The organism is Bradyrhizobium sp. HKCCYLRH3099, assembly GCF_051167855.1.
GTDB lineage: Bacteria > Pseudomonadota > Alphaproteobacteria > Rhizobiales > Xanthobacteraceae > Bradyrhizobium.
The window spans coordinates 113,901-128,418 of sequence record NZ_JBNPTW010000001.1; the positions used below are offsets into that span (position 1 = coordinate 113,901).

The window sequence follows — 14,518 nt, forward strand, 5'->3', positions numbered from 1 at the left end:
ACAAACCGATACCGAGGTAACTGACCTATGACCCATCTGCTCCACATCGATTCCAGCGTGCTCGGCCCGAATTCCGTCAGCCGCGAGGTGTCCGCCGCGATCGTGGCGCGAGTCCGCCAGATGACGCCGGGACTCGACGTGACCTATCGCGACATCGCCGCGGCGCCGCTTGCGCATCTGTCGGGCGCGCACGTCGCGACGATGCGTGGCGGGGCTGACATGGATCCCTCCATCGCCGCCGATGTCGCCACGGGCCAGGCGGTTCTCGACGAGTTTCTCAGCGCCGACATCGTCGTGATCGGCGCGCCAATGTACAATTTCTCGGTGCCGAGCCAGCTCAAGGCCTGGATCGACCGCATTGCGGTGGCGGGCAAGACCTTCACATACGGCCCGAACGGCCCGGAGGGCCTCGCCGGCAACAAGCGCGTGATCGTCGCGATCTCGCGCGGCGGCCGCTACGGTGCTGAAACGCCGATGGCTGCCCTCGAGCACGTCGAGACCTATCTGCGCAGCGTCTTCGGATTCATCGGCGTCAAGGATCTCACCTTCATTGCCGCCGATGGCGTGCAGATGGGACCGGAGCACCGCGCGCAGGCGCTGGCTCATGCGCTCGACGCAGCCGGCCGTCTCGCGGCCTGAGGTCCACCAGCATGATCCCCGGACCGGGGCGGGCATCACGCCTACCCCGGTCGTCTCTCATTCCTTAGCCTCGATAGATCGGTGCGCCCGCCGGCGAGCTGGTCGTGCCGCCGTCGACGAACAGCTCCTGGCCCTGGATATGGGCCGCGTCGTCCGACGCCAGGAACAGCACGGTCCCGGCGATGTGGTCGGGCTCGCCGATCCGGCCGAGCGGCGTCGTCGCCGCGATCCGCGCCTCGAACGCCTTCTCCGCCTCCGGTGTTGCTACAGCAGCGCCCCAGATCGGGGTGCGGATCGCGCCCGGCGCGACCACGTTGACGCGAATGCCGCGCGGCGACAGTTCGGACGCCAGCACCCGCGCCATCGCGCGAACGCCGGCCTTGCTGCCCGCATAGGCGGAATAGCCGGGATTGCCGAGGACCGAGATCACCGAGCCGTTCAGGATGATCGAAGCGCCATCCTTGAGATGCGGCAGCGCGGCCTGGACGGTGAAGAACACGCCCGTCAGATTGGTGCGGATCACCTGTTCGAACACCTCCAGCCTGGTCGCGCCGGCCGGCGTTGCGCCGGGAATCCCGGCATTGGCGAACAGGATGTCGAGCTTGCCAAACCGTTCCGAGGCGCGGGCGATCGCCGCCTCGGTCGCAGCGATATCCGTCGCGTCGGCCACGAGCGCGAGGGCGTTGGGCCCGAGTTCCCGCGCCGCCGCCTCCAGGCGCCCGCTGTCGCGTCCGGTGATGGCGACCTTGGCACCCTCGGCGACAAACCTCCGGGCGGTCGCGAAGCCGATGCCACTGCTGCCGCCGGTAATCAGAGCCGTCTTGTTCTCGAGTCTCACGCCCGCCTCCATGTGGTTGCCTTATTAAACCACAATCGACATATGCACTTTGGTTTCATTATGCAACTAAACCGTGGTATGGCGTTGCTCGGGCGACGAGCGATCCCGCAGCGGAGGGGCATCTGATGGTGAAGCGGACGAGTTTGGAGGGAGATCCCTGCCCGATCGCCCGGTCGCTGGATGCGATCGGCGACTGGTGGTCGCTCCTCATCATCCGCGATGCGTTTCTGGGCGTCCGCCGCTTCAGCGCGTTCCAGCGCAGCCTTGGACTGGCCAAGAACATCCTGACGGTACGGCTGCGGGCGCTGGTCGATCGCGGCATTCTCGCGATCGAGCCTGCCGCTGACGGCAGCGCCTATCACGACTATGTGCTGACAGCGAAGGGACGCGGCCTGTTTCCCATCCTCGTCGCTCTGCGGCAGTGGAGCGAGGAATTCGACGATCACCCGGAGCAGATCACCACGACGCTGGTCGACCGCGTCAACCGGCGGCCCGTGCGCAAGCTTCTCCTGGCCGCCGACGACGGGACGCCGTTGACGGCCGAGCAGACCACCCTGGCCGGACGCTGAGCCGATCGATCAGGCAAGCCTGCAGATGTGGCGGGCCCGTGGATCAGGACAGCCTGCGCCGGCTTCGAAGCCGGAGGTGCTCTTCGGCCTCGAGGTTTGCCATGCGCAAGAGATAGTCGAGCATGTCGAGGTTATGCCGCTGGGCCAGCTCCGACAGGTTTGCCGTGACCTCGGCAATCAGCGCTGCCGCGGCATCGGGATCCTCCACCGACTCTTCTATATCTGGGTCGCGTTTGTCCGCTTCCTTGGTCAATAACTTTATCCAAAGTCGGGTTTTTGACGGAAATCATCGCAAAACGAGCACGGTCCCAGTAGCGCTCCCTACAACCTGATAGGTACTTCGCCGGCCAGACGCAATCGACTTTCACCGCCGCGCGATTTGACAGGAACCCCCTCACCACCCATGTTCGGGTCAAGGAGCCCACCGCGAATCCCGCGAAACCGGCTTCAATCCTTCCACTAAGCCATTGGAAATACATGAATATCGTCATCGTGGAGTCGCCTGCCAAGGCCAAGACGATCAATAAGTATCTGGGCTCCTCCTACGAGGTTCTGGCCTCTTTTGGTCATGTCCGCGACCTCCCGGCGAAGAACGGTTCCGTGGATCCGGAAGAAAACTTCCGCATGATCTGGGAGGTCGACCCCAAGGCGGCAGGCCGACTCAACGAGATCGCCAAGTCCGTGAAGGGCGCCGACCGCCTGATTCTCGCCACCGACCCTGATCGCGAGGGCGAGGCGATCTCCTGGCATGTGCTGGAAGTGTTGAAAGAGAAGCGCGCGCTGAAGGATCAGAAGATCGAGCGCGTCGTGTTCAACGCCATCACGAAGCAAGCCGTCTCGGACGCGATGAAGCATCCGCGCGAGATCGACGGCGCGCTGGTCGACGCCTACATGGCGCGCCGCGCGCTCGATTACCTCGTCGGCTTCACGCTCTCCCCGGTGCTGTGGCGCAAGCTGCCCGGCGCCCGCTCCGCGGGTCGCGTGCAGTCGGTGGCGCTGCGCCTGGTCTGCGACCGCGAGCTCGAGATCGAGAAGTTCGTCCCGCGCGAATACTGGTCGCTGATCGCCACCCTGGCGACGCCGCGCGGCGACACGTTCGAAGCCCGTCTCGTGGGCGCCGACGGCAAGAAGATCCAGCGGCTCGACATCGGCACCGGTGCGGAAGCCGAGGACTTTAAGAACGCGCTGAACGCGGCGACCTATACGGTCGCGACCGTCGACGCCAAGCCGGCGCGGCGCAATCCGCAGGCGCCGTTCACCACCTCGACCTTGCAACAGGAAGCGAGCCGCAAGCTCGGCTTCGCGCCGGCGCATACGATGCGCATCGCGCAGCGGCTCTATGAAGGCATCGACATCGGCGGCGAGACCACCGGTCTCATTACTTATATGCGAACCGACGGCGTGCAGATCGACGGCTCCGCGATCACCCAGGCGCGCAAGGTGATCGGCGAGATCTACGGCAACAAATACGTGCCGGACAGCCCGCGGCAGTACCAGACCAAGGCCAAGAACGCCCAGGAAGCCCACGAGGCGATCCGCCCGACCGATCTTTCGCGCAAGCCCGCCGACCTGCGCAAGCGGCTCGATGACGACCAGGCCAAGCTGTACGAGCTGATCTGGACCCGCACCATCGCCAGCCAGATGGAATCCGCCGAGCTCGAGCGCACCACCGTCGACATCACCGCAAAGGCAGGCGGCCGCACCCTGGAGCTGCGCGCCACCGGCCAGGTCGTCAAGTTCGACGGCTTCCTCGCGCTCTACCAGGAAGGCCGCGACGACGAGGAGGACGAGGACAGCCGCCGGCTGCCACAGATGAGCCAGGGCGAGGCGCTGAAGCGCCAGAACCTGGCCGTCACCCAGCACTTCACCGAGCCGCCGCCGCGCTTCTCCGAGGCCTCGCTGGTCAAGCGCATGGAGGAGCTCGGCATCGGCCGGCCCTCGACATATGCCTCGATCCTCGATGTGCTGAAGGCGCGCGGCTATGTGAAGCTCGAGAAGAAGCGCCTGCACGGCGAGGACAAGGGCCGCGTCGTCATCGCGTTCCTGGAGAACTTCTTCCGCCGCTATGTCGAGTATGATTTCACGGCGGATCTGGAGGAGCAGCTTGACCGCATCTCCAACAATGAGATCGCCTGGCAGCAGGTTCTGAAGGATTTCTGGACCGGCTTCATCGGCGCCGTCGACGACATCAAGGACCTGCGCGTGGCGCAGGTGCTCGACGCGCTCGACGAGATGCTCGGCCCGCACATCTATCCGCCGCGCGAGGACGGCGGCGACGTCCGGCAGTGCCCGACCTGCGGCACCGGCCGGCTCAATCTGAAGGCCGGCAAGTTCGGCGCCTTCGTCGGCTGCTCGAACTATCCGGAATGCCGCTACACCCGTCCGCTCGCGGCCGACAGCGAGGCCGCGGCCGATCGCATGCTCGGCCAGGATCCGGACTCGGGCCTCGAGGTCGCCGTCAAGGCCGGCCGGTTCGGGCCTTACATCCAGCTCGGCGAGCAGAAGGACTATGCCGAAGGCGAGAAGCCGAAGCGCGCCGGCATCCCGAAGGGCACGCAGCCGTCGGACGTCGATCTCGATCTGGCGCTGAAGCTGCTGTCGCTGCCGCGTGAGATCGGCAAGCATCCGGAGACGGGTCTTCCGATCACGGCGGGCCTCGGCCGCTTCGGGCCGTTCGTGAAGCACGACAAGACCTATGCGAGCCTTGAGGCCGGCGACGAGGTGTTCGACATCGGCCTCAATCGCGCCGTCACCTTGATTGCCGAGAAGGTCGCCAAGGGTCCGAGCAAGCGCTTCGGCGCCGATCCCGGCAAGGCGCTGGGCGATCATCCGTCGCTCGGTCCGGTCGCCGTGAAGGCTGGCCGCTACGGCGCCTATGTCACCGCGGGAGGCGTCAACGCCACAATCCCCGGCGACAAGGAAAAGGACACGATTACGCTCGCCGAGGCGATCGCGCTGATCGATGAGCGCGCCGCCAAGGGCGGCGGTAAGCCAAAGGCGGCAAAGAAGGCTGCGAAGCCCAAGGCCGCCGCGAAGCCGAAGGCGGGCGGCGACGACGACTCGCCGAAGCCGGCCAAGAAGGCCGTGGCGAAGAAGGCGGCGGCCAAGCCGAAATCAGACTCCACCAGCAAGGCGCGTGCGCCGGTTGCGAAGGCCGCCAAGACATCGGCGAAGCCTGCGACCAAGGCCACGCCCAAGAAGAGCGCCGGCAAGGCCCGCGGATGAGAAAATGATCAAAAAGCGCGACATCGGCTTCCCTCCGCGGGAGGCCATCGTCGCCTTCATCCGCGCCAATCCGGGCAAGGTTGGCACCAAGGACATCGCCCGCGAGTTCGGCCTGAAGAACGCCGATCGCGCAGCACTCAAGGAGCTGCTGCGCGAGCTCGTCGCCGACGGCACGGTCAAGAAGAGCGGCCGCAAGAAGATCGTCGAGCCCGCGACCTTGCCGGCGACACTGGTCGCCGACATCACCGGCCGCGACAGCGATGGTGAGCTGATCGCAAAACCCGCCGAGTGGGACGAGGCCGAACAGTCCGAGCCGCCACGCATCCGTATCTACGCGTCTCGCCTCGCCAAGCCAGGCGCCACTGCAGGCGTCGGCGATCGCGCTTTGCTCCGCGTCGAGCCGATCAACGATACCGATGGCGTCGCCTATCGCGGCCGCGTGCTGAAGGTGATCGACCAGGCGCGCAACCGCGTGCTCGGCATCTTCAAGAGCAATCCCAATGGCGGCGGTCGCCTGATCCCCGTCGACAAGAAGCAGGCCGGCCGCGAGCTGTCGATTGCGCCGGGCGATACCCGCGACGCCAAGGACGGCGATCTCATCAGCGTCGACCTGTTGCGCGGCCGGGGCTACGGCCTGCCGGCGGGCCGCGTGAAGGAGCGCTACGGCTCGGTGGCGACCGAGAAGGCGATCAGCCTGATCGCGATCCACGCCCACGAGATTCCGATGGACTTCTCGGCCGCGGCCGTCGCGGAAGCCGAAGCCGCGCAGCCGGCGACCCTGAAGGGCCGCGAGGACTGGCGCGAACTGCCGCTGGTCACGATCGATCCGCCCGATGCGAAGGACCATGACGACGCGGTCCATGCCGAGCCGGATTCCGATCCGAACAATGCCGGCGGCTTTATCCTTCACGTCGCCATCGCCGACGTCGCCTACTATGTGCGGCCCGGCTCGGCGCTCGATCGCGACGCGCTGATCCGCGGCAATTCGGTGTACTTCCCCGACCGCGTCGTGCCGATGCTGCCGGAACGGATCTCCAACAATCTGTGCTCGCTGGTGCCGGGCGAACCGCGCGGCGCGCTCGCCGTGCGCATGGTGCTGGGCGCCGACGGTCGCAAGCGGTCGCACTCGTTCCACCGCGTGCTGATGCGTTCGGCCGCAAAGCTGTCCTACGCGCAGGCGCAAGCCGCCATCGACGGCAAGCCGGACGACATCACCGGCCCCCTGCTCGAACCGATCCTCAAGCCGCTCTATGCCGCCTATGAGGTCGCCAAGCGCGGCCGCGACGCGCGCGATCCGCTCGACCTCGACCTTCCCGAGCGCAAGATCCTGTTGAAGCCGGACGGCACCGTCGACCGCGTTGTCGTGCCCGAGCGCCTCGACGCGCACCGGCTGATCGAGGAGTTCATGATCCTCGCCAACGTCGCAGCCGCCGAGGCGCTGGAGAAGAAGGCGCTGCCGCTGATCTATCGCGTGCATGACGAGCCCACGGTCGAGAAGGTACACGCGCTGCAGGACTTCCTGAAGACGCTCGACGTACCCTTCGCGAAGTCGGGCGCGCTGCGGCCGTCACTGTTCAACCGCGTGCTGACCTTGGTCGCCGGCCAGGACTACGAGAAGCTCGTCAACGAGGTCGTGCTGCGCTCGCAGGCGCAAGCCGAGTACTCCTCGGAAAATTACGGGCATTTCGGCCTCAATTTGCGCCGCTACGCGCACTTCACCTCTCCCATTCGCCGCTACGCCGACCTCGTCGTGCACCGTGGCCTGTTGCGCGCACTGGGGCTCGGCGACGGCGCCCTGCCCGACAGCGAGACGCCGGATCATCTGGCGGAGGTCGCGGCGCAGATCTCGGTGACCGAGCGCCGCGCGATGAAGGCCGAGCGCGAGACCGCCGACCGGCTGATCGCGCACCATCTCGCCGATCGCGTCGGCGCCACCTTCCAGGGCCGCATCTCCGGCGTCACCCGCGCGGGTCTCTTCATCAAGCTCGACGACACCGGCGCCGACGGCCTGGTTCCGATCCGAACCCTCGGCACGGAATATTTCGATTACGACGAGACCCGCCACGCGCTGATCGGCCAGCGCAGTGGTGCCATGCACCGACTCGGTGACGTCGTCGACGTGCGTCTGGTAGAAGCTCAACCGGTGGCCGGCGCGCTGCGCTTCGAGCTGCTGACGCAGGCCGACGTGCTGGTGTCGCGCCATCCGCGCGGCGCAGGCCCCAGGCGCAAGAATACCGTCGGGACGAACGCCAAGGCGACCCACAAGGCGGCCAAGCGGGGCAAATCCGAAGCGCGCACGAAGCATAAAGACAAGAGCCGTAAGAAAAGCCAAAAGGCAGGGGCAAAACGCAAGCCCGGCACGTCGAAGAAAGGCCAATCATGGACGCCATGAGTTCTACGCCCCGCGCAATGCCACAGCCGCTGCCGCAGACCTGGACCCGCGACACTGGTCTTGCCGAGAAGCGCGACGTCTGGACGGCGATGAAGCACGGCCTGCGCGGCCGCTGCCCGCGCTGCGGCGAGGGCAAGCTGTTCCGCGCCTTCCTGAAGGTCGCCGACAATTGCGACCGCTGCGGCCAGGATTTCTCCGGCCATCGCGCCGACGATCTGCCCGCCTATCTCGTGATCGTCATCGTCGGCCACATCATCGTGCCGCTGGTGCTGTCGATCGAGACCAACTACGCGCCGCCCGTGGCGCTGCAGCTCGCGATCTACCTGCCGGTGACATTGATCGCCTCGCTCGCGCTGCTGCAGCCGGTCAAGGGCGCCGTCGTCGGGCTGCAATGGGCGTTCCGGATGCACGGCTTCGACGACAATCCGGTGGAAGGCATTCCGCCGGTGTGAGCGACTTCAAGAACTAATAAGAAGAAGGGGAGGATATGAACGAGACGGCACAGGCGACGAGCGCGCCGGCGGGCAAGCCCGCCGAGAAGGAAGCAGACCATCATCCCTACACCAAGCCACGCGACGCCGCGACCTTGATCCTGGTCGACCGCAGCGGCGCCGTGCCGAAAGTGCTGGTCGGCAAGCGCCACGACAAGGTCGTGTTCATGCCCGGCAAGTTCGTCTTTCCCGGCGGCCGCGTCGACAAGACCGATCACCGCATTCCGGTCGCAGCTCCGATGCCGGCCGAGCTCGAAGCCAATCTGTTCAAGGGCAAGCCGCAGACATCAGCGTCACGGGCGAAATCGCTCGCCGTCGCCGCGATCCGCGAAGCCTGCGAGGAAACGGGTCTCTGCCTGGGACGCAAGGTCGACGGCCCTACGCCGAAGCTCGATGGTCCTTGGGCGCCGTTTACTGAAGCGGGCCTGCTGCCCGATCCCTCCGGCCTGTTCCTGATCGCCCGCGCCATCACCCCGCCCGGCCGCATCAAGCGCTTCGACACCCGCTTCTTCACGGCCGATGCCTCCGCCATCACCCACCGGGTCGAGGGGGTGATCCATGCCGATGCCGAGCTGGTCGAGCTGGTCTGGGTCGAGCTCGGCTCCAAGCCGCTCGCCGATCTGCACCCGATGACCAAGAACGTCCTCCACGAGCTCGACAAGCGCCTCGCCACCGGCCCGCTCCGCCACGACGCCCCGGTGCCGTTCTTCCACTTCTACGGCGGCAGGATGCAGAAGGACGTGCTGGGCGGATGATGCGCTCCAGCGCGGTCATCAGTCATGGATGATCGCTGTCATCTCGATCTCGACCCGAGCGTTCGCGGGCGTAAGACCGGCGACCTGTACCAGCGTGCTAGCCGGCAGCACCGTGCCGAAGGCTTCGCCGTGGGCGCGAGCAACATGATCGATGTCAGCCATGTCGGTCACGTAAACGACCGTCCGCACCACATGGCGAAGCTCCGCTCCCGCCTTCTCCAGCGCTTCGGCGATGATGCCGATCACGCCTTGCGCCTGGACATAGGCATCGCGATCCAGATCAGGACCTCGCGCGGTCGTTCCGGAGACGAAGATTTGCTGGCCGACGCGAACGGCGCGTGCATAGCCGTAGCGGTCTTCAAACGGATAGCCAGAGGAGATATTGAGCCGTTCTGACACCTCGAATGCTCCCTCGCGAGCGGGTTTGAGATCACACCCGACGCGCTCGCCTTGATGCGCAAGATCGACGGGCCTGCTGGTCGTCGACCGCCGAAAGGTATTAAATGACGGCGTTCATTGGGAGCCCCTCCATGAAGCAGTTTCTCGTCGCCCTGCTCGCGTCAGTTGCATCGTCCACCCTGGTCTCGGCACAGGCTCGCGCAGATCTCGATCTCGCGGCGTTGAAGAGCACCATCACCGCGTCGCTCGAACGCGACTATCCCGCGCTCGACGTGCTCTACAAGGATCTGCACGCCCATCCCGAGCTTGCTTTCCAGGAAGTCAAAACCGCGGCGAAGCTTGCGGAGCAGATGCGCGCGCTCGGCTTCGAAGTCACCGAGAAGGTCGGCAAGACAGGCCTCGTCGCGCTCTATCGCAATGGCGAGGGCCCGACGATCATGGTGCGCACCGAGCTCGACGCGCTGCCGATGGAGGAAAAGACCGGCCTGCCCTATGCGAGCCGCGACAAGGCCATTTGGAACGGGCGCGAGACCTTCGTCGCGCATAGCTGCGGCCACGACATCCACATGGCGAGCTGGGTCGGCACGGCCAAGACGCTGGTCGGCCTGAAGGACAAGTGGAAGGGCACCTTGATGTTCATCGCCCAGCCGGCCGAGGAAGAAGTCGCTGGTGCCAAGGCGATGCTGGCCGACGGCCTGTTCACGCGCTTCCCGAAACCCGATGTCGGCTTCGCCCTGCATGATGGTGGCTTCGCTTACGGCTCGCTCACCTACCGCACGGGTATCGGCTCCTCCAGTGCGGACGGACTGTTCGTTCGTTTCCACGGCCGCGGCGGCCACGGCGCGGCGCCGCACCAGACGATCGATCCGGTGATGATGGCGGCGCGCTTCGTGGTCGACCTGCAGAGCGTGATCAGCCGCGAGAAGGACCCGACCGAGTTCGGCCTCGTCACGGTCGGCGCGATCCATGGCGGCACCGCCGGCAACATCATTCCCGACAACGCCTTCGTCGCCGGCACGATCAGGACCTTCAAGCCGGAGGTGCGCGCGAAGATCGTGGCCGGCGTCGAGCGCACGGCCAAGGCCGTCGCCGCCATGGCGGATGCGCCGTCGCCGCAGATCGAGATCACCGAGGGCGCCAAGGGCGTCATGAATGATTCTGCTGTCGTTGCGGCCGGCGAGAAGGTGCTGCGGGCGGCCTTCGGCGACAAGCTGATGCTGGTCCCGCCGACCACGACCAGCGAGGACTATTCCGAGTTCGTCGCGGCCGGCGTGCCCTCGATGTTCTTCGGCATCGGCGTTTACGAACCTGAGCGCGTCGCCGCAGCCCGCAACGGCACCGGCCCGCAACTGGCGCCGAACCACTCCCCGCAATTCGCGCCGGTGCCGAAGCCGACCATCGAGACCGGCATCACGGCCATGACGCTCGCCGTGCTCTCGGCGTTCGACGAACGCGCAAAGGGGAATTAGGCGGAGCGGCGACGGCATCCCAACCTTCACGGAGTGGGTCCCGGCTCAAGGCCGGGACGACACCGTTGTTTGGACTGCCTGCTCGGCCCTCATTGGCATGAACGTTCTCTGTCGGCATTGAAAACGAAATCGTGTTCTGCGCCGGCTTGCTGACACGCGCCCGCGAAGTTCCTATCTGCTGAAAGACAGCAACCATCCGCGGACGCCCCCATGGCCCCTCGTCAACTCAAGCTCGGCGCGTTCATGCGCCCGGTCTCGATCCACACCGGCGCGTGGCGCTATCCTGGCGCCTGGCCGGACGCCAACTTCAATTTCGCGCATCTTAAGCAGCTGATCCGCAAGCTCGAGGCCGGCAAGTTCGACGCCTTCTTCATGGCCGATCATCTGGCCGTGCTGAACATGCCGATCAATGCGCTGAAGCGCAGCCACACGGTGACCTCGTTCGAGCCGTTCACGCTGCTCTCGGCATTGTCGGCCGTCACGGAGAACATCGGCCTGATCGCGACGGGCTCGACCACGTTCGACGAGCCCTATCACGTTGCCCGCCGCTTCGCCTCGCTCGACCATCTCTCCGGCGGCCGCGCGGGCTGGAATATCGTCACCACCTCGAACCCCGACGCAGCGCTGAATTTCGGCCTCGACGACCACATGGAGCACGCCGAGCGCTACAAGCGCGCCCGCGAGTTCTACGACGTCGTCACCGGCCTGTGGGATTCCTTCGCCGATGATGCGTTCGTGCGCGACGTCGAGAGCGGGCTGTTCTTCGATCCCGACAAGATGCATGTGCTCGACCACAAGGGCAAATATCTCAAGGTGCGGGGACCGCTGAACATCGCCCGCCCGGTGCAGGGCTGGCCGGTGATCGTGCAGGCCGGCGCCTCCGAGGACGGCAAACAACTCGCGGCCGAGACCGCGGAAGCCGTGTTCACCGGCGGCGGCAGTCTCGCCGATGGCCAGAAGCTCTACGCCGACATCAAGGGCCGCATGGAGAAGGTCGGCCGCAACCCCGAGCATCTGAAGATCCTGCCCGGCGCCTTCGTCGTGGTCGGCGACAGCGATGCGGAGGCCAAGGAGAAGCGCGCGCTCCTCGACAGCAAGGTGCACTACGACAGCGCCATCGCCTCGCTCTCGGTGATCCTCGGCACCGATGCCTCCGGCTTCGATCCCGACGGCCAGCTGCCGCCGATCCCCGAGACCAACGCCTCCAAGAGCGGCCGCCAGCGCCTGGTCGACGTCGCCGCCCGCGACAAGCTCACGGTGCGGCAGCTGGCGCAGCGGGTCGGCGGCTATGGCGGGCTCGCTTTCGTCGGCACGGCCAAGACGATCGCCGACCAGATGCAGGATTGGCTGGAAAGCCGCGGCTCGGACGGCTTCAACATCATGTTCCCGTTCCTGCCCGCCGGCCTCGACGACTTCGTCGAAAAGGTGATTCCCGAGCTGCAGCGCCGCGGGATCTTCCGGACCGAGTACGAAGGCCCCACCTTGCGCGACAATCTCGGGCTTCCCCGGCCCAAAAACCGCTTCTTCGAGACCTAGGATCCCAGAATCTGGCCCGGCAACCTTGACTTTGGGGGCTGGCTGGGTAGTTTGCCGGCCAACGGCGCCCCCTCTTTGGCCGGTGCCCACCCTATCCCCGATTCCAGAGGTTCAAGACATGGCCAAAGCGGTCACCATCAAGGTCAAGCTCGTGTCGTCGGCCGACACCGGCTTCTATTATGTTGCCAAGAAGAATTCGCGCACCATGACCGACAAGATGGTCAAGAAGAAGTACGACCCGGTCGCGCGCAAGCACGTCGAATTCCGCGAAGCCAAGATCAAGTAAAAGATCAAGTAGATCGCGGACGCTATGACTTCAACGGGGCCGTTTCGGCCCCGTTTTTTATTGCCCCGTTCACGCCGGCACCCGCCAATACCGTCGACGGCGTCCAGCTCTCGGACCCAAAATCAGTAAAGTTCTCGGTTCCTTCGTAAGGAACCATCAACCAAAATCGTGCAATCCTGAAGGGTAGCAACGCACCCGCAGCGCGGGCTCACCCACGCGTCTTGGCTTCACGGGCTGACCAGCGATGACCGATCTTGCCACCCTGCAATCCCGTCTCGACTTCATCGGGATCGACAATGCGACGCGGGACAGCCTGCGCGAACTGCGGCCGCTGATCGGCAAGGTGCTGCCCGCTTTGCTCCAGCAGTTCTACGCCCATGTCGGCAAGTACCAGCAACTGGCGAAGATGTTCTCCGGCCAGGCCGCGATGAAGCACGCCTCGCAGGCTCAGTTCGATCACTGGATGTCGCTGGCGACCGCCAAATTCGACGACGCCTATGTGACGTCGGTCACCCGCATCGGCCAGGCCCATCACCGCATGGGACTGGAGCCGCGCTGGTACATCGCGGGCTATTCGCTGATCGTCACCGGCCTGCAGAAGGCGATCGAAACCGAGCTGTCGGACGGCTGGTTTGCGGGCGCCGCCGCGCGCGAGAAAAAGGCGGCGCTGCAGGCGGCGATCACCAAGGCCGCGATGATCGACATGGACCTCGCGATCTCGGTCTATCTCGATGCTGCCAAGACCGAGCAGCACGCCGCGATGAAGCGCATGGCCGACGAGTTCGAAGCCACCGTCGGACAGATCATCAACAAGGTCCATTCCGACGCGCGCACGCTGGAGGTGTCGGCGAACAGCCTCAGCAAGACCGCCGAGCAGACACAGCAGCTGTCGACGAGCGCAGCCTCCGCCTCCGGCCAAGTCTCGGCCAACGTGCAGTCCGTGGCCTCGGCCGCCGAGCAGATGACCTCCTCCGTGCACGAGATCGGCCGCCGGGTCACGGAATCGACCACCATCGCCAGGGAAGCCGTGCGCCAGATCGAACAGACGGACGCCGGCATCAGCGAGCTGTCGCGCACCGCCGAGCGCATCGGCGACGTGCTGAAGCTGATCACCTCGATCGCCGCCCAGACCAATTTGCTCGCCTTGAACGCCACCATCGAGGCGGCACGGGCGGGCGAAGCCGGCCGCGGCTTCGCCGTGGTCGCCTCCGAGGTCAAGGCGCTGGCCTCGCAGACCGCCAAGGCGACCGAGGAGATCGGCCAGCAGATCGAAGGCATCCAGAACGCGACACAGGCCTCGGTGACCTCGATCAAGCAGATCGGCGGCACCATCCAGCAGATCTCGGAGATCGCGGCCGGCATCGCCGCCGCCGTCGAGCAGCAGGGCTCCGCCACGGGTCAGATCTCGCGCAACGTCCAGGAGGTTGCGAGCGGCACCGCCCGCGTCGCCGGCAACATCGGCGACGTCAGCGAGGGCGCCAACGCGACCGGCAACGCCTCGTCCCAGGTGCTCGCCTCGGCGCACTCGCTGTCGCGCGAGAGCAATCACCTCAAGGACGAGCTGGACAAATTCCTGCGCAAGGTGCGCACGGCCTGATCACGCAAGAAGGGCGGACCAGCGTCAGCCGTCCGCCCTGTCACGTCGAGAAGGCGTGCGCGACGGCTTACATGCCGTGGCTGGAGAACACCGCCGAGCAGCGCTTGCTCAGCTTGGCCCGGTTCTGCGTCAGACAGTTCTGCACGCCGAAATCATCGCCGAGCTGAGCACGGCAGAAGCGCTTGGCGTCGGGCGCGCAGGCCTTCTGCTCCTGCGGCGTGCCCATGTGGCCCTGCGCCAACGCGAGCGACGGCAGAACAACCAGCGATACCGCAGCCGCAAACACCAGCTTCTTCATGAGGTCTCCTCCTTTGAGGAAGAC

Annotated in this window: 14 protein-coding genes; 10 read left to right on the plus strand and 4 right to left on the minus strand. The window is 65.9% G+C overall.

The features are described 5' to 3' along the window. Nucleotides 1–27 precede the first annotated feature (27 nt). Nucleotides 28–639 carry an FMN-dependent NADH-azoreductase gene (locus ACQR1Y_RS00545; RefSeq protein WP_434878586.1) on the plus strand — a complete coding sequence of 204 codons (612 nt, stop codon included), beginning with the start codon at nt 28–30 and terminating at the stop codon, nt 637–639. Between the two features lie 64 nt (nt 640–703). Here ACQR1Y_RS00545 and ACQR1Y_RS00550 read toward each other — a convergent pair whose 3' ends face one another. After that, entirely contained in the window at nt 704–1,477 is a 774-nt protein-coding gene (locus tag ACQR1Y_RS00550) for an SDR family NAD(P)-dependent oxidoreductase (RefSeq protein WP_434878585.1), read from the minus strand. 125 nt (nt 1,478–1,602) lie between these two features. Here ACQR1Y_RS00550 and ACQR1Y_RS00555 point away from each other — a divergent pair, with 125 nt between their 5' ends. Continuing rightward, on the plus strand, nt 1,603–2,046 hold the full coding sequence (locus ACQR1Y_RS00555; RefSeq protein WP_434878584.1) for a winged helix-turn-helix transcriptional regulator: 444 nt from the start codon (nt 1,603–1,605) through the stop codon (nt 2,044–2,046). Between the two features lie 43 nt (nt 2,047–2,089). On the opposite strand, the gene ACQR1Y_RS00560 is transcribed toward ACQR1Y_RS00555, so the two are convergent. Next, entirely contained in the window at nt 2,090–2,299 is a 210-nt protein-coding gene (locus ACQR1Y_RS00560) for a hypothetical protein (RefSeq protein ID WP_434861694.1), read from the minus strand. Nucleotides 2,300–2,523: 224 nt separating this feature from the next. On the opposite strand from ACQR1Y_RS00560, the gene topA reads away from it, so the two are divergent. Genes topA through ACQR1Y_RS00580 form a run of 4 tightly spaced genes read left to right on the plus strand, consistent with a single transcriptional unit; the run spans nt 2,524 to nt 8,909 of the window. After that, a complete protein-coding gene (gene topA / locus ACQR1Y_RS00565) occupies nt 2,524–5,271 on the plus strand; it encodes a type I DNA topoisomerase (protein ID WP_434878583.1) in 2,748 nt (915 codons plus the stop codon). Nucleotides 5,272–5,275: 4 nt separating this feature from the next. Next, nucleotides 5,276–7,663 carry a ribonuclease R gene (rnr, locus tag ACQR1Y_RS00570; protein ID WP_434878582.1) on the plus strand — a complete coding sequence of 796 codons (2,388 nt, stop codon included), beginning with the start codon at nt 5,276–5,278 and terminating at the stop codon, nt 7,661–7,663. Next, nucleotides 7,660–8,115, plus strand: coding sequence for a DUF983 domain-containing protein (locus ACQR1Y_RS00575; RefSeq protein ID WP_434878581.1), 456 nt, complete (start codon nt 7,660–7,662; stop codon nt 8,113–8,115). The genes rnr and ACQR1Y_RS00575 overlap by 4 nt, the downstream gene beginning before the upstream one ends. A gap of 35 nt (nt 8,116–8,150) precedes the next feature. Continuing rightward, complete coding sequence (locus tag ACQR1Y_RS00580) at nt 8,151–8,909, plus strand: NUDIX hydrolase (RefSeq protein ID WP_434878580.1); 759 nt, start codon at nt 8,151–8,153, stop codon at nt 8,907–8,909. Between the two features lie 18 nt (nt 8,910–8,927). Here ACQR1Y_RS00580 and ACQR1Y_RS00585 read toward each other — a convergent pair whose 3' ends face one another. Next, nucleotides 8,928–9,308 (minus strand): Rid family hydrolase, encoded by a 381-nt coding sequence (locus ACQR1Y_RS00585; protein ID WP_434878579.1) that lies wholly within the window; start codon nt 9,306–9,308, stop codon nt 8,928–8,930. A gap of 131 nt (nt 9,309–9,439) precedes the next feature. Between ACQR1Y_RS00585 and ACQR1Y_RS00590 the strand changes: the two genes are divergently transcribed. The 4 genes from ACQR1Y_RS00590 to ACQR1Y_RS00605 all read left to right on the plus strand — a co-directional run bounded on the left by ACQR1Y_RS00590 (nt 9,440) and on the right by ACQR1Y_RS00605 (nt 14,196). Further along, a complete protein-coding gene (locus ACQR1Y_RS00590; RefSeq protein WP_434878578.1) occupies nt 9,440–10,777 on the plus strand; it encodes an amidohydrolase in 1,338 nt (445 codons plus the stop codon). Between the two features lie 210 nt (nt 10,778–10,987). Next, nucleotides 10,988–12,313 carry an LLM class flavin-dependent oxidoreductase gene (locus ACQR1Y_RS00595; RefSeq protein WP_434878577.1) on the plus strand — a complete coding sequence of 442 codons (1,326 nt, stop codon included), beginning with the start codon at nt 10,988–10,990 and terminating at the stop codon, nt 12,311–12,313. 118 nt (nt 12,314–12,431) lie between these two features. Then, nucleotides 12,432–12,599, plus strand: coding sequence for a 50S ribosomal protein L33 (rpmG, locus tag ACQR1Y_RS00600; RefSeq protein ID WP_006611239.1), 168 nt, complete (start codon nt 12,432–12,434; stop codon nt 12,597–12,599). A gap of 244 nt (nt 12,600–12,843) precedes the next feature. After that, nucleotides 12,844–14,196, plus strand: coding sequence for a protoglobin domain-containing protein (locus ACQR1Y_RS00605; protein WP_434878576.1), 1,353 nt, complete (start codon nt 12,844–12,846; stop codon nt 14,194–14,196). 67 nt (nt 14,197–14,263) lie between these two features. Here the strand turns inward: ACQR1Y_RS00605 and ACQR1Y_RS00610 are convergent, their stop codons facing one another. Beyond that, on the minus strand, nt 14,264–14,494 hold the full coding sequence (locus tag ACQR1Y_RS00610; protein WP_434878575.1) for a hypothetical protein: 231 nt from the start codon (nt 14,492–14,494) through the stop codon (nt 14,264–14,266). Between the last annotated feature and the right edge of the window lie 24 nt (nt 14,495–14,518).

What these genes read in the sequence shown, in the direction of transcription:
- ACQR1Y_RS00545 (WP_434878586.1), top strand. Translation starts at nt 28, where the DNA reads ATGACCCATCTGCTCCACATCGATTCCAGCGTGCTCGGCCCGAATTCC.
- ACQR1Y_RS00555 (WP_434878584.1), top strand. Translation starts at nt 1,603, where the DNA reads ATGGTGAAGCGGACGAGTTTGGAGGGAGATCCCTGCCCGATCGCCCGG.
- topA (WP_434878583.1), top strand. Translation starts at nt 2,524, where the DNA reads ATGAATATCGTCATCGTGGAGTCGCCTGCCAAGGCCAAGACGATCAAT.
- rnr (WP_434878582.1), top strand. Translation starts at nt 5,276, where the DNA reads ATGATCAAAAAGCGCGACATCGGCTTCCCTCCGCGGGAGGCCATCGTC.
- ACQR1Y_RS00575 (WP_434878581.1), top strand. Translation starts at nt 7,660, where the DNA reads ATGAGTTCTACGCCCCGCGCAATGCCACAGCCGCTGCCGCAGACCTGG.
- ACQR1Y_RS00580 (WP_434878580.1), top strand. Translation starts at nt 8,151, where the DNA reads ATGAACGAGACGGCACAGGCGACGAGCGCGCCGGCGGGCAAGCCCGCC.
- ACQR1Y_RS00590 (WP_434878578.1), top strand. Translation starts at nt 9,440, where the DNA reads ATGAAGCAGTTTCTCGTCGCCCTGCTCGCGTCAGTTGCATCGTCCACC.
- ACQR1Y_RS00595 (WP_434878577.1), top strand. Translation starts at nt 10,988, where the DNA reads ATGGCCCCTCGTCAACTCAAGCTCGGCGCGTTCATGCGCCCGGTCTCG.
- rpmG (WP_006611239.1), top strand. Translation starts at nt 12,432, where the DNA reads ATGGCCAAAGCGGTCACCATCAAGGTCAAGCTCGTGTCGTCGGCCGAC.
- ACQR1Y_RS00605 (WP_434878576.1), top strand. Translation starts at nt 12,844, where the DNA reads ATGACCGATCTTGCCACCCTGCAATCCCGTCTCGACTTCATCGGGATC.
- ACQR1Y_RS00610 (WP_434878575.1), bottom strand. Translation starts at nt 14,494, where the DNA reads ATGAAGAAGCTGGTGTTTGCGGCTGCGGTATCGCTGGTTGTTCTGCCG.